This is a genomic window from Curtobacterium sp. MCLR17_032, assembly GCF_003234795.2.
In the GTDB taxonomy this organism is placed as follows: domain Bacteria; phylum Actinomycetota; class Actinomycetes; order Actinomycetales; family Microbacteriaceae; genus Curtobacterium.
The window spans coordinates 1613318-1633311 of the sequence record NZ_CP126268.1 but is presented as its reverse complement, the minus strand read 5'-3'; the positions used below and the strand labels follow the sequence as shown (position 1 = coordinate 1633311).

Annotated in this window: 23 protein-coding genes; 10 read left to right on the top strand and 13 right to left on the bottom strand. The window is 73.6% G+C overall.

All coding sequences use genetic code 11. The annotated features are described in order from the left end of the window. Positions 1-2: 2 nt before the first annotated feature. Entirely contained in the window at positions 3-578 is a 576-nt protein-coding gene (locus DEI97_RS07700; RefSeq protein ID WP_111073680.1) for a GIY-YIG nuclease family protein, read from the top strand. Positions 579-745: 167 nt separating this feature from the next. Here DEI97_RS07700 and DEI97_RS07695 read toward each other — a convergent pair whose 3' ends face one another. The 4 genes from DEI97_RS07695 to DEI97_RS07680 form a co-directional block, all read right to left on the bottom strand. Continuing rightward, entirely contained in the window at positions 746-1726 is a 981-nt protein-coding gene (locus DEI97_RS07695) for a putative endonuclease domain-containing protein (RefSeq protein ID WP_111073254.1), read from the bottom strand. 48 nt (positions 1727-1774) lie between these two features. Next, positions 1775-2455: an RES family NAD+ phosphorylase gene (locus tag DEI97_RS07690; protein WP_111073253.1), complete on the bottom strand. Its 681-nt coding sequence runs from the start codon at positions 2453-2455 to the stop codon at positions 1775-1777. Then, entirely contained in the window at positions 2442-2993 is a 552-nt protein-coding gene (locus DEI97_RS07685; RefSeq protein ID WP_111073252.1) for a hypothetical protein, read from the bottom strand. Before DEI97_RS07685 ends, DEI97_RS07690 begins: the two co-directional genes overlap by 14 nt. Before the next feature lie 172 nt (positions 2994-3165). Then, complete coding sequence (locus DEI97_RS07680; protein WP_111073251.1) at positions 3166-3351, bottom strand: zinc transporter permease; 186 nt, start codon at positions 3349-3351, stop codon at positions 3166-3168. A gap of 174 nt (positions 3352-3525) precedes the next feature. Here DEI97_RS07680 and DEI97_RS07675 point away from each other — a divergent pair, with 174 nt between their 5' ends. After that, a complete protein-coding gene (locus DEI97_RS07675) occupies positions 3526-4494 on the top strand; it encodes an acetylxylan esterase (RefSeq protein WP_111073250.1) in 969 nt (322 codons plus the stop codon). A 55-nt stretch (positions 4495-4549) separates the two neighbouring features. Here DEI97_RS07675 and DEI97_RS07670 read toward each other — a convergent pair whose 3' ends face one another. Both DEI97_RS07670 and DEI97_RS07665 read right to left on the bottom strand, forming a co-directional pair. Next, positions 4550-4801 carry a DUF4287 domain-containing protein gene (locus DEI97_RS07670; protein WP_111073249.1) on the bottom strand — a complete coding sequence of 84 codons (252 nt, stop codon included), beginning with the start codon at positions 4799-4801 and terminating at the stop codon, positions 4550-4552. Positions 4802-4884: 83 nt separating this feature from the next. Then, positions 4885-6369 (bottom strand): reverse transcriptase family protein, encoded by a 1485-nt coding sequence (locus DEI97_RS07665; RefSeq protein WP_181439101.1) that lies wholly within the window; start codon positions 6367-6369, stop codon positions 4885-4887. A 64-nt stretch (positions 6370-6433) separates the two neighbouring features. Between DEI97_RS07665 and DEI97_RS07660 the strand changes: the two genes are divergently transcribed. From DEI97_RS07660 to DEI97_RS07645, 4 genes are all read left to right on the top strand, one after another. After that, the gene (locus DEI97_RS07660) at positions 6434-6946 is read left to right on the top strand and encodes a heme-degrading domain-containing protein (RefSeq protein WP_220039160.1); all 513 of its coding nucleotides are present in this window, start codon (positions 6434-6436) and stop codon (positions 6944-6946) included. Next, entirely contained in the window at positions 6943-7380 is a 438-nt protein-coding gene (locus tag DEI97_RS07655) for an HIT family protein (RefSeq protein ID WP_111073247.1), read from the top strand. Before DEI97_RS07660 ends, DEI97_RS07655 begins: the two co-directional genes overlap by 4 nt. Continuing rightward, positions 7377-7802, top strand: coding sequence for a RidA family protein (locus DEI97_RS07650; RefSeq protein ID WP_111073246.1), 426 nt, complete (start codon positions 7377-7379; stop codon positions 7800-7802). Before DEI97_RS07655 ends, DEI97_RS07650 begins: the two co-directional genes overlap by 4 nt. A 98-nt stretch (positions 7803-7900) precedes the next feature. After that, positions 7901-8557 (top strand): hypothetical protein, encoded by a 657-nt coding sequence (locus DEI97_RS07645; protein ID WP_111073245.1) that lies wholly within the window; start codon positions 7901-7903, stop codon positions 8555-8557. A 4-nt stretch (positions 8558-8561) separates the two neighbouring features. Here DEI97_RS07645 and DEI97_RS07640 read toward each other — a convergent pair whose 3' ends face one another. Continuing rightward, positions 8562-9209, bottom strand: a complete 648-nt coding sequence (locus tag DEI97_RS07640) for a copper resistance CopC family protein (protein ID WP_111073244.1) — start codon at positions 9207-9209, stop codon at positions 8562-8564. A 56-nt stretch (positions 9210-9265) separates the two neighbouring features. Between DEI97_RS07640 and DEI97_RS07635 the strand changes: the two genes are divergently transcribed. Further along, on the top strand, positions 9266-9985 hold the full coding sequence (locus tag DEI97_RS07635) for a hypothetical protein (protein ID WP_111073243.1): 720 nt from the start codon (positions 9266-9268) through the stop codon (positions 9983-9985). On the opposite strand, the gene DEI97_RS07630 is transcribed toward DEI97_RS07635, so the two are convergent. Genes DEI97_RS07630 through DEI97_RS07620 form a run of 3 tightly spaced genes read right to left on the bottom strand, consistent with a single transcriptional unit; the run spans position 9982 to position 14115 of the window. Continuing rightward, on the bottom strand, positions 9982-10983 hold the full coding sequence (locus DEI97_RS07630; RefSeq protein ID WP_111073242.1) for a DUF1963 domain-containing protein: 1002 nt from the start codon (positions 10981-10983) through the stop codon (positions 9982-9984). The genes DEI97_RS07635 and DEI97_RS07630 overlap by 4 nt on opposite strands. A 56-nt stretch (positions 10984-11039) precedes the next feature. Then, positions 11040-11999, bottom strand: a complete 960-nt coding sequence (locus DEI97_RS07625) for an SDR family NAD(P)-dependent oxidoreductase (RefSeq protein WP_111073241.1) — start codon at positions 11997-11999, stop codon at positions 11040-11042. A 58-nt stretch (positions 12000-12057) separates the two neighbouring features. Continuing rightward, a complete protein-coding gene (locus DEI97_RS07620; protein ID WP_111073240.1) occupies positions 12058-14115 on the bottom strand; it encodes an acyltransferase family protein in 2058 nt (685 codons plus the stop codon). A gap of 155 nt (positions 14116-14270) precedes the next feature. Between DEI97_RS07620 and DEI97_RS07615 the strand changes: the two genes are divergently transcribed. The 3 genes from DEI97_RS07615 (at position 14271) to DEI97_RS07605 (ending at position 17331) form a co-directional block, all read left to right on the top strand. Continuing rightward, a complete protein-coding gene (locus tag DEI97_RS07615) occupies positions 14271-15416 on the top strand; it encodes an AI-2E family transporter (RefSeq protein WP_111073239.1) in 1146 nt (381 codons plus the stop codon). Positions 15417-15512: 96 nt separating this feature from the next. Further along, the gene (locus tag DEI97_RS07610) at positions 15513-16022 is read left to right on the top strand and encodes a BLUF domain-containing protein (protein WP_111073238.1); all 510 of its coding nucleotides are present in this window, start codon (positions 15513-15515) and stop codon (positions 16020-16022) included. A 91-nt stretch (positions 16023-16113) separates the two neighbouring features. Next, on the top strand, positions 16114-17331 hold the full coding sequence (locus DEI97_RS07605) for an APC family permease (RefSeq protein ID WP_111073678.1): 1218 nt from the start codon (positions 16114-16116) through the stop codon (positions 17329-17331). Positions 17332-17391: 60 nt separating this feature from the next. Here the strand turns inward: DEI97_RS07605 and DEI97_RS07600 are convergent, their stop codons facing one another. From DEI97_RS07600 to DEI97_RS07590, 3 genes are all read right to left on the bottom strand, one after another. Further along, positions 17392-18558 (bottom strand): low temperature requirement protein A, encoded by a 1167-nt coding sequence (locus DEI97_RS07600; protein ID WP_258376603.1) that lies wholly within the window; start codon positions 18556-18558, stop codon positions 17392-17394. Further along, positions 18555-19316 carry an SDR family NAD(P)-dependent oxidoreductase gene (locus tag DEI97_RS07595; protein WP_111073676.1) on the bottom strand — a complete coding sequence of 254 codons (762 nt, stop codon included), beginning with the start codon at positions 19314-19316 and terminating at the stop codon, positions 18555-18557. The genes DEI97_RS07600 and DEI97_RS07595 overlap by 4 nt, the downstream gene beginning before the upstream one ends. Before the next feature lie 158 nt (positions 19317-19474). Continuing rightward, on the bottom strand, positions 19475-19954 hold the full coding sequence (locus DEI97_RS07590; RefSeq protein ID WP_111073237.1) for a GNAT family N-acetyltransferase: 480 nt from the start codon (positions 19952-19954) through the stop codon (positions 19475-19477). Positions 19955-19994 lie beyond the last annotated feature (40 nt).

Genomic DNA, 19994 nt, shown 5'->3' with positions numbered 1-19994 from the left:
GCATGGTCCGGTCGGAGAGTCCCGCGCGCTGCTGCGTCCCCGGCTGCACGGCAGTGGTTTCCCCCGAGGCCCCGGTGCCGCTGTGCACCGGACACGTCACCCTGGTCGCCGAGTTCGCGGCCGAGCACGTCGGGGTCGAGGACCTCTTGCCCGGGCCGTGCTTGGTCTGCGGCGGTCGCATCGGGGTGCGGTTCCCGTCCGGCTCGGTCTGCGCCGTCTGCGAGTGGCGCTTCGGGGACGTGCCGGACGGTGAGCTCGGCGCGCCGCGGGTCGACGTCGTGTACTACCTGCGGATGCGCGACGACACCGGCGACCGGGTCAAGATCGGCACGACCGCGAACCCGCGGCAGCGCCTCGGTCGGATCGCCCACCAGGACCTGCTCGGGTTCGAGCGCGGTGACCGTTCCCTCGAGCGGCAGCGGCACGCGGAGTTCGCCGCCTCGCGGTACCCGGGCACCGAATGGTTCCGGGTGACGCCGGAGCTGCTGGCGCACGTCGACGTCGTGGCCGCCGGTGTGCCGGACCCGTGGGCGCTGCACACGCGGTGGATGAGCGAGGCGCTGGCGCTGCGGGGCTGAGCCGGCGGCCCGGGCCGGCTCGGCTCGCGCCGGCCCGGCTCGCGCTGCGTCGGTTCGGCTTGGACACGCACCACCGGAACCGGTTCGCACCGCGGGGGCCCCTGGCACGGACCGGTTCTCGTTGTGCGGCGACCCAGCCGGCTGAGCCGAGCCCGGACGGACGCCCGTCAGCGCGCGTAGGCGTCGACGAACAGCGGGCCGCGGATCTCGCGGAGGACGTCGACGAGCCGGTCGATCGTGCGGCCGGACACCCCGGACTCCTGCAGGTCCCACGGGCCGAGGACGGGCAGACGACCCGTGCGGATCCGGACGACCTCCCACCCGACGGCCCGGGTGGCGCGGTCCTTCCGGCGGTCGGACTCCTCGCGCGAACCCACGTGCTCGAGCCCGTGCCGGCCGGTGGAGTCGTACTCGATCGCGACGCGCAGCTCCGGCAGGATGATGTCCGGCCAGACCTCGACGTGCTCGTGGAACGGCCGGTCGAGGCGGATCGCGGTGTGCTCGAACGTCAGGTCCAGGCGGGCGCGCAGCCCGGCGCGGAGCTCGGCTTCGACCGCGGAGGCCGGCGCCGGCGCGCACTGGCAAACGAACGACTCCCCCGACGGCAGCCGCGGGGTCTTCGGGCAGATCGTCCGGGGCGCGCCCGTCCGGGTACTGCGCCCGCGGCCGGCCGTGCTGCCGGTGCGCGTGCGGGCGGGCGTCCGGCGCGACGAGGCGACCGCGCCTCCCGGCAGTCCCCGAGCAGGCGCGGCCGGCAGGGTCTGTCGCCCGCTCGACCGCACAGCGCGCTGCGGGACCGGGACAGCGGACGGCCAGTCCTCGGGCAGCACCGGCCACCGCTGGGGCTGGGCGAGGACGGCGCATTCCGGGCACCAGACCGACCGACGGCGCTCACGACCAGGACGCGACCGCTGCTCGCTGGGGGTGGCGACGAAGACGTGACCGACGTCGCACTCCCACGTCAACAGCACGTCGGCGGCCGGCGGGATCTGGGTCAGGACGACGCCCGCGTTCCAGTCCGGGTGGTACTGCCGGACCAGGACGGGCCACGACGCCCACTCGGCGCGGAACTCGCCCACGGCGTACGGCACCGGGACACCGCGCGACCACTGTCGGCGGCGCCACCACGCATCCACTGGTTCGGCCACGACCCGCACGGTAGGACGAGCCACCGACAGCAGCGGGAGCGGTGTCCCTCAGCGCGGCGGCGTGACGAACGTGAACCGCTCCGGTCCGGCCTGCGAGCCGTCCTCGAGCACCCGGATGCCGGACTCCCGACACGCGGCGATGCCGTCCCGGTGGACCCGCTCCGGCCGGGGCTTCCGGGGGATGCCGGCGTCGCCGAACACCGCCCACGCATTGGCCGCAGCGGCGCTGGTGAACCGGGTGCTGTAGCGGACGCCGGCGAACCCGACCGCGTCGAACGCCCGGGCCCAGGCCTGTGGGACGCGGTAGTCCCCCATCGTCTGCAGTTCCGCGCCGACCCCCGACCGCACGGCGGCCGGGTCCGTGACGTCGGCGAAGCGTCGCCCCCGGGAGGCCCGGGCCGCCACGACGACCATCTCGCGCGCCCGTGCGGCGAACACGGTGTTCGTGTGGAGCGTGTGGTGGGCGAGCCGTTCGCGCACCGCGACCTCGACCGAGTCCGCCCAGTAGCAGGTGCCCCGCGGGTCGGCGAGGTCGAACCGGCCGCCGTCCACGCCGTCGGCGTCGGCGGGTGTCGATGCGAACCACCACGCCCCGCGGTCGTGCCGCTTGGCCCGGTAGAACGTCGTCCCGCGCGACTCGGCAGCCGGGAAGCCGGTCAGGTCGAGGTCGTCGGCCGGTGGCAGCTGCGCGACGTCGGTCCGCGCCGGTTCCCGCTCAGGCGTCGGCATGCCAGGCGTGGGCGGCTCGGCGAGCGGCGATCAGGACCGGTTCGACCCGCCCGTCGCGGAGTGCCTGCGCGGCGGTCGTCCCGCCGAACTCGTCGGCGACCGTGTTGAGCCAGAGCGCACTGCCCCAGGGGTCGATCGCGTCGCGGTCGATGAGGTCGAGCACGTCGCGCAGGTGCGGCAGCGGCGTCCCGGTCCGACCGAACTGGAACGCGGGGAAGACTCGGGTGCCGTCGCCGATCTTCAGACCGATCAGGTCGCGCTTCTGGGTCGCCTTGTGGATCGCCTGCCGGGTGACCCCCCGCCAGTTCGCCAACGAGGCGGTGTCGTAGAACGGGCCGATCAGCGCGTCGGTCTCGTGCTTGACGGTCGGCAGCGCGGCAAGCATCCGCTCGGCCAACGCATCGACGTCCGCGGTGTCGGTGAGGGCGGCGTCCGCCTCGCCCAGGCGGATCCGCTCGGTCAGCGCCTGCAGCAGCGCGGACTCGGCCGGGCTCAGCTCCTCGGCCGCGGATCGCGTGCGGTGCAGTGTCGACTCCATCAGGCCCCTCTCGTCAACCGTGTCAACCCAACGGTACTCGCCCGTCGACAACCGCGTCAACCACACCTGACGGCACCCACAGCGGACGGGAGGCGCGACACCGGTCCGGCACCGCGCCTCCCGTCCGGCAGGCGCCCGCGCCACGATCAGCGCCGGGCGTCACCAGCGAGGATCAGTGCTCGTCGTAGTGGTCCTCGTGACGCGCGTGACGGTGGCCGTCGTGCACGAAGTCGACGTGGTCGCCGTGCTCGACCTGCGCGTGCTCGCCGCCGTCCTGCTCGTGGTCGTGCTCGGCGACGCCGTGTTCGGCGACGCGGTGCTCGTCGGCCTGGGGCGTCTCGGGAGTGGTGTCGGTCATGGTTGCCGTCCTTTCGTGAGATCGGTTCTCAGATGCAGCGTAGGGGACGTCGGGCGGATCCGGCAGTGGCCCGAGTGGACGCTCAGCCGACGCTCGCGGTCTGCTCCGGTCCGATCCGGTCCGATCCACAGCGGTCACCTTCCGCCGAGCGGGACGCCGTGCCAGGGTCGGAACGTGTACACCGACATCACCGGACCCGACCTCACCTCGTACCGCGGCAGCGTCGCCGAACCGGACGACTTCGACGAATTCTGGCGACGCACCCTCACCGCGGCGCGCGAACACCCGATCGCGGTCCAGGCCGACCGGGTCGACACGGGCCTGACCACCGTCGACACCTACGACGTCTCGTTCGCCGGCTGGGACGGGCAGCGCATCGCCGCGTGGCTCACCGTCCCGGCCGGCAGCAGTGCCGACGCACCGCTCCCCGCCGTCGTCGAGTACATCGGCTACGGCGGCGGTCGTGGCCTGCCCACCGAGCGGCTGCTCTGGGCCTCCGCCGGCGTCGCGCACCTGCTCATGGACACCCGCGGGCAGGGCTCGGGCTGGGCCACCGGCGACACCCCCGACCCGGACGGGTCCGGTCCCGCGATCCCCGGGGTCATGACGCGCGGGATCGAGTCCCCCGAGACCTACTACTACCGGCGCCTGACCACCGACGCCGTCCGTGCCGTGGATGCCGCACGCGACCTCGACCTGATCGACAGCGACCGGATCGCGGTCCTCGGCGGCAGCCAGGGCGGTGGCCTGGCGATCGCCGTCGCCGGTCTGGTCGAGGGGCTGGCCGGGGTCTTCCCGCGCGTGCCGTTCCTGTGCGACCACCGACACGCGACGCAGATCACCGACGCCTACCCGTACCACGAGCTGGTCGACTACCTGGCGACGCACCGCACCGCGACGGACCGGGTGTTCGGTACGCTCGCCTACTTCGACGGGGTGCTGCACGCCGCCCGCGCGACCGCCCCGGCGTGGTTCTCGGTCGCGCTGATGGACCCGATCTGCCCACCGTCGACCGTGTACGCCGCGTACAACGCGTGGGCGGGGCCGAAGGAGATCACCGTCTGGGAGTACAACGGCCACGAGGGCGGCGGTCCGCACGAGGACGCCGACACGCTCCCCCGGCTGCGCGAGCTGTTCGGCTGAGACGCAGCCGACCGGGCACCGACGCAACCCTGACGCGTCGACCGGGGCTTCCGGCTCAGCGAGCGAGGGCCTGCTTGACGTAGGCCACGACCGCGTTCGCGTGACCGTGCCCCAGGCCGTGCTCGGTCTTCAGCCACTCGACGACCTCCATGTGGCGATGTCCGTCGAGCCGGTCCGTCGCCAGATCGAGCCACTCCTGCACGGGCCGACCGTAGGTGGTCGCGATGCTCGGGAAGTAGGACGCCGGTCCCTTCGGTCTGCTGCCGTCGGCCGGGGGCTCCGGGGCGGTGACGCGGTGCTCGCTCATGGGGTCACGGTAGCGACCGGACGCGCCCGGCGGAAGGTCCGGCAGGGCACGCGGCAGGGGTCCGGGGACGCCCGCGGGCCTCGTCACCACGTGATGCGGTCGAACTCCTCGCGCAGCCGGAGGGCCCGCGCCGGGTGCACCTGGGCGACCCAGCCGATCCGGCCGAGCAGGTGCGCCCGGAAGTCCGCGTGCCCGCCGCGGTCCTGCGACGCCGGACCGTGCACGACGCAGTTGTGCAGGACCGCGTGCAGCCGGTCGACCTCGCGGCGGCCGGGAGCGGTCCGCTCGTTGACGACGACGCCGGTCACCGACTGCCGGACAGCGGCACGGCGGACCCGGGTCTTCCGGGCGTTGAGCCGGTACCCCTGGTCGGAGACGATCCGCTCGACGCCACGGAGGAACGCGTCCGGTCGTCGCGCCAGGTCGCCACCGCCGCTGAACGTCAGGTCGTCGGCGTACCGCGTGTACGCGGCACCGACCGATGCAGCCCAGCCCGCCAGCCGCGCGTCGAGGTGTCGCAGCACGGTGTTCGCCAACGCCGGTGAGGTCGGTGCCCCCTGCGGCAGGTGCGGCTCGGCGAGCACCCGACGGAGCGCGCCCCGCTCGTCCGCGTCGCCACCGGCCGGCATCGCGGTGAGGACGTGCACCGGCACCCGGTGCGTGCAGAGGCCGGTGAGGACGTGTGCGAGCGGTTCGGCGAACCCGGCGCTCCGGAACACCCCGTACACCGACTGCGCCCGGACGCTCGCGAAGAACGTGGTGAGGTCCGCCGACACCACGACCGGCTGACCGACGTGCACTGCGGCGCCCGTGACGACGCTGCGACCGGGGACGAACCCGTGCGCCGCGTCGTGCACGGGCAGGACCGCGAGCAACTCGTCGAGCACGGTGCGCTGCGTCCGACGGAGCAGGTCCATCGGCTTCTCGAGCAGCCGCGGGGTCCGTCCGGGCCGTCGCACCCACTCGTGACGGTGGTGGTGCAGCGGGCTCGACGGGCCCGGTCGCCGGTTCCAGCCGCGGGTGTCGGCGAGCCAGAGCAGCCGCCCGACGGTGACGTCGAGTTCCCGCGCGAGCTCGGGCAGCGTGTCGACGAGCAGGCGGCTCGACACGGTCGGGACCGCCTGCACCGCGACCGCGCGGCGGAGCAGCACCCGCACGGGTCGGCGGTCGCGCCGCGCGTCGTGCAGCCGCACCAGCGGCGGGGACCCGGCCAGCACCGCGGCCAGCTGACGCGGCGCACCGACGGGAGGCCGTGGGTACGTCTCGAGCGCCGCCCGGACCGCCAGTCCCACGTACGCACGCTCCAGGCCGAGGACGTCGTACCCGGCGGCGGTCAGGTGGTCGGCGTCCCACCCGCCCGAGGCGAGGAACGCGTCGGCCAGCGCGGTGGCGACGACGTCGAGGGGCGTGGGGTTCCCGGGGGACCTGTCGGTGCCTCCGTGAGGGCGAGCGCGCGGAGCGCGCCGAGCCTCTCGGGGCGTGTGGTCCTGCTGGTACTGCGTGCCCCGGGGTGACCCCGGAGAGGTCGACGCGTCACGCGCGCCGTCCGCCTCCCCCGGGAACTCCACGTGCCCACCATAGGAGGAAGCCGCTACGGTGACGAGCGACACCGCCGTCCCTGTGAGGAGCACCATGCCCGACACCACCGGAGCCCGCTACCGCGACCTGCCGACCGACGAGAAGCTCACCGTGCTGCTCGACGAGGAGCGCGAACTCGACCACGACGCGTTCGACCTCGACGACGCCTGGGCGGTGGGGACGTGGTTGCGGTCGACCGCCCTCGAACGCGGTCTCGGCGTGGGCTTCGCGGTGTCCTTCGGGGAGCAGCGGGTCTTCCACGCCGCGACGCCCGGGTCCGCCGCGGTCAACGACGCCTGGCTCGACCGGAAGTTCCGCGTGGTCCGTCACTTCGCGCACAGCACCCTGGCGGTGCGGACGCAGTACGAGCTCGGCGGGTCCTCGTTCGACGAGGCCGCGGCGCTCGACCCCCGGCAGTACCAGGCGGCCGGCGGTGGATTCCCGCTGATCATCCGCGGCGCCCTCGTCGGAGCGGTCGGCGTCAGCGGCCTCGAGATGCACGACGACCACGCCCTCGTGGTCGAGGCCCTGCGCGCACACCGCGCTCGACGGGACGAGCGCGCATGACGGGGGTGGGCCTCCCGGACGACTGCGTCTTCTGCCACCTCATCGAGCACGACGACCAGGGCACGGCCTGGGTCGAGCGCGAGCCGGACGCCGTCGCGTTCCGGCCGCTGCCCGAGTCGGAGCTCGCCCCGGGACACACGCTGGTGGTCCCGCGGGAGCACGCCACGGGCCTGCTCGACGTCTCCCCGGACGCGCTGCGGGCGACGACCCTGCTCGCGCAACGGGTCGGGCGGGCGATGCGTGCGGCGCTCGGGGCGACCGGGGTCGTCGTGCTCAGCGCGACCGGGGCGGACGCGGGGCAGAGCGTCCCGCACCTGCACCTGCACGTGGTGCCGTGCTGGCCGGACGACGGGGTCCTGCGCTGGCCGGAGGCGCGGTCCGCCCACGTGGTGGACGGGGACGCGACGGCGATGCTCGCGGAGATGTTCGAGTGACGGACGGCGGACGGCCCGGCGCCGTCGAGCTGATCCGCTCCAGCGTGCTCAGCCCGGCGGAGTACGCGTACGCCGCGACGGCGCAGGCCGACGCCCGATTCGTCTTCCTGGCCGGGTCGTGCCCGCTGGACGAGGACGGCAGGACCGTCGCCCCGGGCGACCACGCGGCGCAGGCCGCGCAGTGCGTCGCGAACCTCCGTCAGGCACTGGCGGACGCCGGCGCGCGCCTGACGGACGTGATCAGCACCCGCGTGCTCGTGGCGTCGTCGCGGCAGGCGGACCTGGTCACCGCCTGGCGGGTCGTGCGTGACGCGTTCGGCGAGCACGACGTCCCGAGCACGCTGCTCGGCGTCACCGTGCTGGGCTACGACGACCAGCTGGTCGAGGTGGAGGCGGTGGCCGCGGTCCTCGACGCACACTGACACGGCCTGCGACACTGGTCGCACCAGTCGGTCCGCAGTCGCGTGGTCGACACCGGTGACGGCGGCGCCGAGAGCGCCACGGGCGGAGGCGGGGGCCGATGGGGAACGACGGGTGGCGCGATCGCCGACGGGAACGGCGTGTGCGCAAGGGCAACGGGGAGCCGCTGCCGCCGCTGCGCTGGTGGCAGGTGGCGACCCGGTCGCTGTTCCAGATCGACCTGACCGACCCCGGCACCACGATGACGGCGAGCTACACGGTCGACGTGAACCACCTGGGCGACCGTGACGACGGCGCCGTCCGCGCCCGGCTGTACCGCGACGGCCGACTGCTGTTCGTCTCGTCGCTCCCGACCCGCTTCTCGGTCCCCGGCGGTCACATCGAGGTCGCCGTCGGCACCTTCGGGCTGCGTCGGTGCCACTTCGTCGCCGCCACGGGCGAGGCGCGCCAACTGACGCCGCTGCCCGGGAGCGCCGAGGGCCGCCGAGCCCGCCTGGCGGCCGAGCGCCCCGGACTGAGTCGGACGATCGGCACCACGTCGACCCTGGTCGTGCTGGCGGGTGTGGGGCTCGCCGTGCCCCAGTTGCTCGAGGGCATCACGGCGATCCCGCCGGTCGAACAGGCCGTGGGCGCGTTCGAACTGGCGATCGAGATCCCGCTCCTGGTCAACATCGCGGCCGGGTTCGCGACGGTCGCGGGGAGCATCGAGCGGGCGCTCCGGCTGCGGTCGAACTGGTTGGACGACCTGGCGAACTGACCGGTCAGTCCTCGGCCGGGGCCGCGCGGCGGCGGCTCGCCACGACCGTGACGACGCCGAGGACGACGACGAGGGCTACCCCGCCGACCACCCACGGCAGTGCGCCTGGCGAATCGTCGTCGGCGGTCCCGTCGGGGACGTCCGCGACCGGGGTGGGCGTCGACGTGACCGACGGGTCGGACGACCCACGGGCCTCCCGGCTCGGTGTCGCGGTCGGTGAGGCCGTCGGGGTCTCCGCCGCCTGCACCGTGAACGCGACCTGCCCGTCGATCGGGTGGCCGTCCGGCGAGACGTACCGCCAGAGCACCGTGTGCGGTCCGGCGGACAGGTCCACCGGCTTCGACATGGTCGTGCCGGCGACGGTGACGTCCCCGGTCGACTCGTCCTGGCCGGCCTGGTCGCGGACCTCGATGCGGAGGCCCGCGTCGAGTCCGGCGAGGGGCGCCTCGGTGAACGTCAGGTCCACCTGGCGCAGGTCGCTCGTCACGACGGCGCCCTCGGCGGGCGTGCTGCCGGTGAGACCGGAGTGCGCGGACGCCGGTGCGGCGGTCGCGAGGCCGGCGAGGACGGTGGCGAGACCGACCAACGAGCCGAGCGCGCGGCGAAGGGTCGGCGTGGTCCGGGTACGGCTGCTGCTGGCGGTCGATGACACGACTCGACCCTACGGGTGGGCGGATGACAGGCCGGGCCGCCGGTAGTGTCCGACGGGTGGGGAACCTGCTGACACTGCTCATCCGTCCGGGCTCGGCCGACGAGGCACGGGCGGTGACCGCGGCCGCGACGGAGGACCTGACGGCGACCACCGGCACGTGGGACGTGCAGAACGTCCTGCCGTTCCTCTGGGTCGGACTCGTCCCCACGGCAGCGTGGGACGCCCACCTGGCGCGGCTCCGGACCGCGGTCGAGCACGGCGACGAGCCGGACGCGTCGGTGACCGACGTCGTCGTCGACTGGCGGGAGGCCCGTGGTGCGTTCGAACGTCGGCTGCCGGCCGTCGCCGCAGCCTGGCCCGAGGTCGACGAGCCCGCCCGTGCCTTCCTGGCGGACGTGGCCTCGGTCGCCGAGCGGACCGAGCACGCCGTCGTGCACCTGGCGCTGGACCAGCTCGTCACCATGTCCTGGGGTGATGCCGAGGACGTCGAACAGTACGGCGACGAGGTCCGCCGCGAGGCATCGAACTGGGACGAGCCGTCCGAGGGGGCACCGGTCTCGCCGCTCACGGACCTGGCACAGGCACTGGCCCTCGCGGAATCGGACCGGTCGTTCCTGCTCGGTGGCGAGTGGACCTTCGGTGGCTCCCCCGCGCCCCGCAGCCGTCCGCCGCTGCTGCCGGCCGCATCCGTCCTGACGGTGGACGCCGACGCTGCGCTGGAGCGGGCCGGGGACGAGGCCCGGGCCCTGGACGAGGAAGGCCGGCGGAAGGCCTAGGAGCACTGCCAGAGGACCGCGGCCCGCTGCCCGTCCGAGAACACGTAGGCGCACCCGCCGTCACCGAAGTCGTACTCCAGAGGACCGGACTCGATCGAGGCGACGAAGCGCAGGCCGTCGGGGGTCTCGTCGTCCTGGATCCAGTCGGGCTCCCCGCCGTACTGCCCGGCGAACCAGACGTCGTCGGGGACGCCGAGCTGCTCGTCCTCGTCCGACGGGGTGGTCGCCGCGGCGAGCCCGAGCAGGTACTCGTCGTCCGTGACGGGCGGCCAGGCCGGTTCCGGGTCGTGGGGGTCCCCGTGCGGCGACGTCGGGTACTCGGCGAGCCGGAGGTCCCGACCGCGGAACACGATGGCCGCGTTGGCCCCGGAGTCCGCCTCCCACGAGGCACACGTGCCGGGATCGAACTGGCAGACGAAGACGCTGACGAGGGTGCCCTCGTGCTCGATCTGCGCGGTGAACTGCATCGGTTCGCCGTGGTGCCGGCACTCGGGCCACTCGAAGTCCTCGGGCACCGCGGGCAGGCCGCCGATCCGGGTCGCTGCGATCGGCGTGGGGACGGTGGAGCGGTAGGCGCCGAGGACCGCGATCGCGCCGGCCTCGAGGGCCGCGGCCGTCGCGCGAGCGTCGCCGGCAGCAGGTGGGCGGTCAGTGGCGATCGGTGTCGTCGACGACCCCGGCGCTGCTGCCGGCCGCGACGTCGGCGGACCCGTGACGGTCGGGACGGCAGCGTGTACCACGTCGGCCGCTCGACGGGCGGCGCGTCGCCGGACGGCCCAGTGCACCACGTGCAGGACGACCAGGGGCGGCAGCGCGACGAGCGCGGCACGGCCGAACGACGGTCCGACGTCCACGAGCTCGAAGGCGTTCCACCAGATCGCGAGCGCCAGGAAGCCCAGCCCGAACACCGTCCATGCGAGGACCAGGACCGCAGTCCATGCAGACCCACCCGGATCGCGTCCGTGGAACTCGCCCGCCTGCGCCTCGTGACCGTCCATCAGTGCCCCTCCCGCCCGACCTCAGCAGAGTACCGGGATCGGGAGGGGCAGCGACGTCAGCGCCGGCCGCGCCGCACGACGAGCGTCACGAGGCCGGCGAGACCGAGCCACACGAGCGGCCGGGTGACCCGACGGCGCTTCGCGACCCAGCCGCCGTCGGTGGCGTTGCCGGCGTCGTTCGGCGCGTAGAGGTTGCCGTCCGTCGGTGCCTGGTGGCCGCGGAGCGCGAAGACCTCCACCGCGGGCGTCGTGATCCGGTGGAACAGCCACGGCACGACGAACTCGGCGATCACGAACGTGGCCTGCAGACGACCCACGTAGCGGTTCCGCTTCGGGTGCACGGCCTGCGCGACGACGGCCTTCGCGGCACGCTGCACGGAGACGGTGGGCGGCAGCGGGTGCGAGGCCTTGTCGGTGTAGTTCGCGCCGTTCTGGTAGATCGGGGTGTCGATCGTCGACGGCAGGACGGCGCCGAACCGGATGCCGGTGCCCTGGTGCTCGTCGGCCAGGACGTCGATCAACCCGAGGGCGGCGTGCTTGCTCGTGACGTACGCCGACTGGTACGGCGCCGAGAGCAGCGACTGGATCGACCCGACCAGGACGTAGGTGCCCTTGCCACGCTGCTTCCAGTGCGGCAGCAGCGCCTTCACGGCGTGGACGTGGCCGTGCAGGTTCGTGTCGACGACCCGCTTGAAGGCCTCGGTCGGCGTCTGCTCGAACAGGCCGTACACGAAGAGCGCCGCATTGCCGACGAACACGTCGATGCGGCCGAAGCGGGCGGTGACGGTGGCGACGAGGTCGTTGACCTGCCGCTCCTCGGCGACGTCGGTGGGGATCGCGACGGCTTCGGCGCCGAGCGCACGGCACTCGGCGGCGGCGGCCTCCAGGCTCTCCTTCCCGCGTGCGGCGAGGACGAGCGTGGCGCCCTGCTTGGCGAACTCGTGCGCAGCGGCTCGGCCGATGCCGCTCGATGCTCCGGTGATGACGACGACCTTGCCGCGGAAACGATGACCCATGCGTCCTGACTACCCGGCCGCTCTGTCCGCGGGCACAGCCCCGTCCCCAGGCCGCAGCTCAGGGCCCGCCGGCAGCGCGGAGCGCCGCATCCGTCCGCCGACCGAGCGCCCCGACGAGCGTGGTCACGTAGGTGCGGGTGAGGTGCTGCGAGTCCCGGTAGACCAGCACGTTCCCGATCACCGCCGGGCAGGTCCCGTCGGCGCAGAACGACGGCGTCAGGTCCGCCACGACCGCGCCTGGGGTCGCCCGTGCTGCCGCGACCAGTCGGTCCCCCGCGGCGAAGGCCCGGTCGGTGCTGATCCGGCAGGCCCCGGGGTCGCCCGGGTGCGTGTCGACGCAGTGCTGCACGCCGCTGCCGGCAGCGGGGGTGTCCGGGATGGCGACGATCCTCGCCCCGCGGTCGATGAGCGGCTGCCAGGAGGCCCGGTACCCGTCGCGCGCGCTCCGCGCCGGGTCCGTCCCCACGGGTGCACCCCGGAGGTCGGAGCGGGAGGACGTGAACACCAGCGAGTAGGGCGCGGAGTCGGCGAGTGACCGGTCGACGGCCCGGTTCCAGGCGCCGCAGCGTCGGTCGTCGGCGGCGGAGACGTCGCTCCAGCGGACGTGGGAGAACTCGCACCCGCCCTTCACCATCAAGTGCAGCTCCCACCCCCGCTGCTCGGCGAGGGCGATGAGGGCGGAGGACCACTGGTGGGCGTGCGAGTCCCCGATGAGCGCGACGCGGGTGCCGCCGCGGACGCCGACGACGCAGCTGCGGGCATCGGTCGCCTCGGCCTGGCAGTCGTCCCACGTGGGGTCGACGTCGTAGGCGGCGGTCATCGTCGACGGGGTCGTGCCGCGCCGGGGGTCCCCGGCGACGGCACACCCGCTGCCGGAGGCGATGGCGGCGGCTCCCCAGCACCGGTCCCCGTCGGTGCTGAGTTCGGCGGCGAGGGCGCGGTCCGTCCGGAGCTGTGCGGTGAGGGCGCCCCACCCGACGGCGGGGACGACGAGGACGAGGGCGGTGGCCGCGGCCACGACGGCCAGGGTGACGCGCGGGCGGAGGTGGGCGAGCCTCCCGGTCGTGACGGGACGTTCGACGAGGACGGTGGTGAGGTGCGCGAGTGCGGCGGCGAGGGCGACCGTGACGGCGACGCGCGCCGGGGTGGGCAGGTCGAGGACCCGTGGGAGCAGGAGGACGACCGGCCAGTGCCAGAGGTAGAGCGGGTAGGAGACGCGGCCGAGCCAGCGGACGGGCGGGAGGCCCGTGGCGCGGCCGAGGACACCGGTCTCGGTCCGTCCCGCGATGACGAGGGCGGTGGCCGCGACGGGCAGGACAGCGGCGGTCCCCGGGTACGGGACGGCGGGGGTGAGCAGGAGTCCGCAGGCGACGAGACCGAGCCAGCCGGTGCCGGCGAGCGCGGCCCGGATCCGGGGCGATCCGGGCAGGACGCCCGGGGCGAGGGCGAGGAGCGCACCGACGCCGAACTCCCACGCCCGGGTGTGCGGCCAGAAGTAGGCGGGTGCGGGGTCGGTGGCGGTGAGCACGACCGAGCAGGTGAGGGAGGCGGCGATGACGACCAGGACGGTGACGAGGACGGCGCGTTCGCGGACTCCTCGGGTCATGCCGCGACGTCGTCGGGCGGCCCACCACACGGCGAGGAGCAGCAGGGGCCACAGGAGGTAGAACTGCTCCTCGACCCCGAGGGACCAGAAGTGTTCGAACGGGGTGGACGGGTCCCCGGCGGCCAGGTAGTCGGTGCTGGACACGGCGAGCGCCCAGTTCTCGACGGCGAGGGCGCTGGCGGCGAGCTGGGTGCCGAGGGTGGGCCAGTCCTCGCGTGGGGTGAGCAGCACGGCGGCGGCCGCGGTGGCGGCGAGGACGAGCAGTGCGGCGGGGGCGAGTCGGCGCGCTCGGCGGGCCCAGAAGGCGGGGAGGTCGATGCGTCCGGTGTCGCGGAGCTGGCGGACGAGTCGGCCGGTGATGAGGAACCCGGAGACGACGAAGAACGCGTCGACCCCGACGAAGCCGCCGCGCAGCCAACCGAGGTCGAGGTGGTACCCGAGCACGAGCACGACGGCCACGGCGCGGACGGCGTGGACGTCGGTGCGGAAGGGGGCGTGCTGCGGCGGCATCAGGGGTGACGGTAGGCAGGCCAGGTGAACGGCAGGGGACGTGGTCGCGGCGCCGTCCGGGTCCGGTACGGTCGGGGCGGGTCGTCGCTGCCGTCGCCCGTCCACCTGCAGCGGCACGGCTCCGTCGTCGTGCCGCGCTGATCGTCCGGAGCGCCATGCCCTTCCTCCGCCACGCCCCGTCGTCGACCTCCCCGGACGCTGTCCCCGGACGTCGGTCACCCTGGTCGGACGGCTTCGGCCGTCTGGCGGTCCGGTGTTTCCAGCTCATCGGGGTGCTGATCGTCCTGGGCGTCCTGGTGACCGCCCTGTCGCAGGTCGGTGTGGTGACGATCCCGGTGCTGTTGGCGCTGATCATCGCGTCGGCCATGTACCCGATGGCGGGGTGGTTGCGTCGGCACGGGGTGCCGTCGTTGGTCGCGACCCTGGTGTGCTTCGTGTCGGTCCTGGCGGTCCTGACCGCGATCGGGTGGTTGCTCGTGGCGGCGGTGTCGCAGCAGATGCCGGCGTTGCGCGAGTCCGCGGTGGACGGGTTGCAGCAGCTGCACGACCGGGTGCAGCACCTGCCGGTGACGATCACGGACCGGCAGATCGACCAGTTCGTGGACACGGCCGTCGGCTTCGTGACGAGTTCCCGCTTCGGTGCGGGGGCGTTGGCGGGCCTGTCCGCGCTGACGACCTTCGTGACCGGCTCGGTGTTGACCGCGGTCATCCTGTTCTTCTTCGTCAAGGACGGTCCGGCGCTGTGGGAGTTCCTGCTCCGCCCGTTCACGGGTGCGTCGTACGAGCGGGCGCGGCGCATCGGGGACCGGGTGGTGTCGACCCTGGGTGGCTACGTGCGGGGGAAGGCGGCGATCGCCACGTTCGACGGGATCGCGATCGGGTCCGCGTTGCTCCTGCTCGGGGTGCCGTTGGCCGTTCCGCTGGCGGTGGTGGCGTTCGTGACGTCGTTCATCCCGATGATCGGTGCGCCGATCATCGGGCTCCTGGCAGCGCTGGTGACGCTCGTCACCCTGGGGCCGTGGCAGGCCCTGGCGGTCGTCGTCATCGTCGTGGTGGTGAACCAGGTCGAAGGCAACTTCCTGCAGCCGGTGCTCATGGGCCGGTCGCTGCAGTTGCACGGACTCGTGGTCCTGGTCGCGCTGACGGCCGGCACCGTGGTCGCGGGCGTGACCGGGGCGATCGTCGCCGTGCCGCTCGTCGCAGCGGTGTGGGGTGTGGTGCAGGTGTGGGACGGTGAGGACCGTCCGGCGGAGCCGTGGCGGCAGAAGCGTCGGGAGACGGTGGCGGTCGGGACCGACTGACGGACGGGAGGCGCGGGGCGGCGCCGACCCGCGCCTCCCGTCCGGCTCCGGTCGCGACCGGGTCGGGACCGCCAGGAGTGCGGTATCCGGATCCGCGTGGCGGCCACGGTTGACCGTCGCACCGGACGCGAGGGATCGTGGATCGTGCTCTCCCTCGTCTACATGTCCGTCGCCGTCGACGACCTCACCGACGCCCAGCTCGTCGACCTGCTGCGGGACGCCCGCCTGAAGAACGACGCCCTCGGTGTCTCCGGACTGCTCGTGGCCAAGGACGGCCGCTTCATGCAGGTCCTCGAGGGTCCGGCGTGGAGCGTCGAGGACCGGTTCGCCGCGATCCAGCACGACCCCCGGCACCGGGACGTCCGCTCACTGAGCCGCGAGGACATCGACACCCGTCGGTTCGACGGCTGGTCGATGGCGTTCGGCAACCCCTCGGACGCAGAGCTCCGGGGCGAGCCGGGCTTCAGTGACTTCCTGCAGCGACGCGGTGGTCTGCCGGCGGGGCTGTCCGGGTCGCCGGCGGACTGGTTGCTGCGCTGGTTCCGCGGCCGGCAGCTGCTGGACACGCCGCTCGAGTCGGTGTCGCTCGGCCGGCACGCGGCCTGAGCCGGCTGGCGGCTCCGCGCTGTTCACCTGACCCGGTCAGGATGCCGGGGTGAGCTCTTCCGCGACCGGTGCCCTCGCCCGACGTCTGCGCATGCACGACGCCGTCCTCATCGGGCTCGGCTCGATGATCGGTGCCGGCGTGTTCGCGGCGTTCGCGCCCGCGGCAGCCGTCGCCGGCCGTGCGATGCTCGTCGCGCTGCTGCTCGCGGGCGTCATCGCCTTCTGCAACGCCACGTCCTCTGCGCAGCTCGCAGCGCAGTACCCGACATCCGGTGGGGCGTACGTCTCCGGACGCGAACGCCTCGGTCCCTGGGCCGGTTTCACCGCCGGGTGGGGGTTCGTCATCGGCAAGACCGCCAGCTCGGCTGCGATGGCGATGACCGTCGCCGCGTACCTGGTCCCCGAGCCGTGGCAGAGGCCCGTTGCGATCGTCGCGGTCCTCGCCCTCACGGTCGTCAACACGTCGGGCATCACCCGGACGGCGTTCCTCACCCGCGTCCTCGTCACGGTCGCGCTCGTCGCCCTGACGGTCGTGGTCGTCATCGGGCTCACCCACACCGGACCGACCGTGGACGACCCCGCCCCGGCGCCGACGCCCGTCGGGGTCCTGCAAGCCGCCGGGTTCCTGTTCTTCGCCTTCGCCGGGTACGCCCGCATCGCGACCCTCGGCGAAGAGGTCATCGACCCTGTCCGCACCATCCCCCGCGCGATCACCACCGCCCTCGGCATCACCCTCGTCGTCTACGCACTGGTCGCGGTCGCCACGCTGCACGCACTCGGGCCGGGAGGCACGGCCGCGTCCGGTGCGCCGCTCCGGGCCGTCGTCGCCACGGCCGGGCAGCCGTGGGCCGGAGTGGTCGTGCAGATCGGAGCGGCTGCCGCAGCGCTCGGCGCACTGCTGGCGATGATCGCCGGCATCGGAAGGACGAGCCTGGCGATGGCGCGGAACCGCGACCTGCCGGGGTGGTTCGCCGCCGTGGACCCGCGGACGTCCGTCCCCGCTCGTGCCGAGGTCGTCCTCGGCCTGGTCGTGTGTTTCGTCGTCGCCGTGACCGACCTGCGCGGGGCGATCGGGTTCTCGTCCTTCGGGGTGCTGCTGTACTACTTCGTCGCGAACACGGCCGCCCTGACGCAGGAGCGACGTGACCGGCGGTACCCGCGCCTCCTGGCCGTCGGTGGAGCGGTCGGGTGTGTCGTCCTCGTGGCGGCGTTGCCGGTGCCCTCGATCGTCGGTGGGGTCGTGGTGACCGTGATCGGGTTGGCGTACCGGGGCGTCCGGATCGCCCTGGCGTCCGACACCCGTGCCTGACGGGCTGACGGGCTGACGGGCTGACGGGCTGACGGGCTGACGGGCTGACGACGTCGAGGGTCAGGCCTCCGGGCGGTCGCGATGGCCGCTGGACGACGCGACCTCGAGCGTCACGACCACCGCGACGACGAGCACCGCGGTCAGCGGGAGCGACACCGCCGGCAGCGCGATCGACGCGACGACGGCCAGGGTGAGGGCGACCACCAGCACGTTCACGCGCAGTGGCAGGGACGGGCGGATCGCCAACCACCAGATCGACAGCACGAACAGGGCGACCGGGACGGCGACGGTCGCGGCGACCGCCGCGTCGGTCAGCCCGCCGTGTCCCGCATCGGCCTGCACGGCGACCTCGATGCCAGCCGGCAGGGCACCGGCGGCGGCGAAGACGACGTAGTGGCCGTACCCGAACAGCAGTGCCGTCGGCAGCGAGCGGATGTGGTCGTGCTGCTCCCGCGAGAAGTAGATCCACCACATGCCGACCGTGATCACGAGCCCGCAGGCGGCGAGGGTCAGCAGGGAGCCGAGGTGCTCGGTGTGCGCCAGGGCGTCGATCACCGCGTTCGCCGAGGCGACCAGCCCCTCACCGAGGACGATCAGCGTGAACAGCGAGTACCGCTCCGCCAGGTGGTGCGTGTGCCACTGGGTGGTCTCGGCGCCGGTCTCCGCCCACACCGGCACCAGGACCTCGGCGAGGATGAGGAACGGCGTCGCGACCGGGCGGAACTCGAGCGGCAGCGCGAGGGAGGCCACCCACAGGACCTGCACGAGGACGACCCCGACCGCGTAGCGCAACGCGGTCCGCCGGTACCGCGGCGACGAGACCGCGGCGCGGATCCACTGTCCGACGAGCGCCAGGCGCATCAGGACGTACCCGATGATGCCAATGGTGAAGTCACCGTCGACCATCGCGTCATGCACCCCCGCGGCGAGCACCAGCACCCCGGCCATCTGCACGACCGTCATCACGCGGTAGAGCCAGTCGTCGGTGTCGAACGAGGTCGCGAACCAGGTGAAGTTCACCCAGGCCCACCAGATCGAGAAGAACACCAGGCAGTACGAGAACACGGCGGAGGCCAGGTGTCCCCCGGCCTCGATCTCGTGCAGGTTCGTCGCCGCCAGACCGACCGCGACGACGAACACCAGGTCGAACAGCAGTTCCAGCGGCGTCGCGGCTCGATGTCGTTGCGCAGGGTCGCGCGGTGCCATCCGGCGCAGTCCGATCGTCATCGAGCGGTCCAGCCCCCGTCGATCGGCAGCGCCGTCCCGGTGACGAGCGATGCACCCGGGCCCGCCAGGAACGTCACCGCAGCAGCGACCTCCTCGGGCCGGCCGATCCGGTGCAGCGCCGCGATCCGCTCCACGGTGTCGGCCCGGAACGCGTCGTCGGACAACGCCAGAGCGGTGCCGTCGGTCTCGATGAAGGTCGGCGCGACGGCGTTCACGCGGATGCCGTACTGCCCCCACTCCACGGCCAGGCACTTGGTCAGGTGGATCACCGCGGCCTTGCTCAGGCAGTAGACGGACTCCCCGGGCAGCGCCACGAGCCCAGCCTGCGAGGCGATGTTCACGATCGACCCACCGCCCGCGGTCCGCATGTGCTCGGCCACGTACTGCGAGATGAAGAACGTCGACTTCGTGGTGAGCGCCCACACCGTGTCGAAGTGCTCCTCGGTCACGTCGAGGGCGTCCTCGACGATGCCGCCGCCGGCGTTGTTGACGAGCACGTCGATCCTCCCGAGCTCCGCGACGACGGCGTCCACCGCGGTCCGGCAGGAGGGCAGGTCCGTGACGTCCATCGGCACGACCACCACGCGTCGGCCCGCCCCGCGGATCTCGTCGGCCAGGCCTGCCGCTGCCTCGGGGTCGCGGACCCCGAGCGCGACGTCCGCCCCGTTGGCCGCCAAGTCGAGCGCGACGGCACGGCCGATGCCGCGGGACGCCGCGGTCACCAGGGCGACGGATCCGGTCAGGGTGGAGGGCTGCATGGGGTGTCCTTCGCGGGTCGGCCGACGGTCGTCGTCGGCACGGACGGGAGGCGCGACCAGCGTCGTCGCCGCTGCCATCCTCCTGCAGACGGCCCGCTGTGCACCGTCACGACGTGCCGCGGCCGACCGGAGTGACCCGCGCCTCCAGGCCGCTGGTCTCAGCCGCCCGGTCGACCGGGCCGCGCTCCGCCGAGCGGACGTGTCCACGCGACCTCCCGGTCCAGCTGGCCCGTCGTCAGGAACAGGCGCACCTGCTGCGTCTCCGGCAGGGCAGCGACGAGCGCCTGCCGGTCCACCGGCACGAACCCGAGGCCCTGCCAGAACGGGCCGGACCGCCGGGAGAACAACCAGGCACGCTCCGCGCCGTCGTCTGCCGCCCGGTCCAGCGCGAACCGTGCCAGGCGTGTCCCGGCACCGGCCGAACGCCGTCCTGCTGCGACCGCGACGCTGCGGACGAGGACGTCCCGGCCGTCGGCGCTGCACTCGTACCCGGTACTGCCGACGACCGTGCCGTCGGGGTCGCGCTCCACCCACAGCCGGACCGACTCGTCGTCGAGTCCGGCGAGGGTCAGGTCGCTGCCGCGGAGGAACGATCGCAGCTGCTCGACGTCGGTGCCGGAGACCGGGGTGAGGACCATGCACTGATCTTCCCTCGGCCGTCCGGCTCCTGCCCGGCTG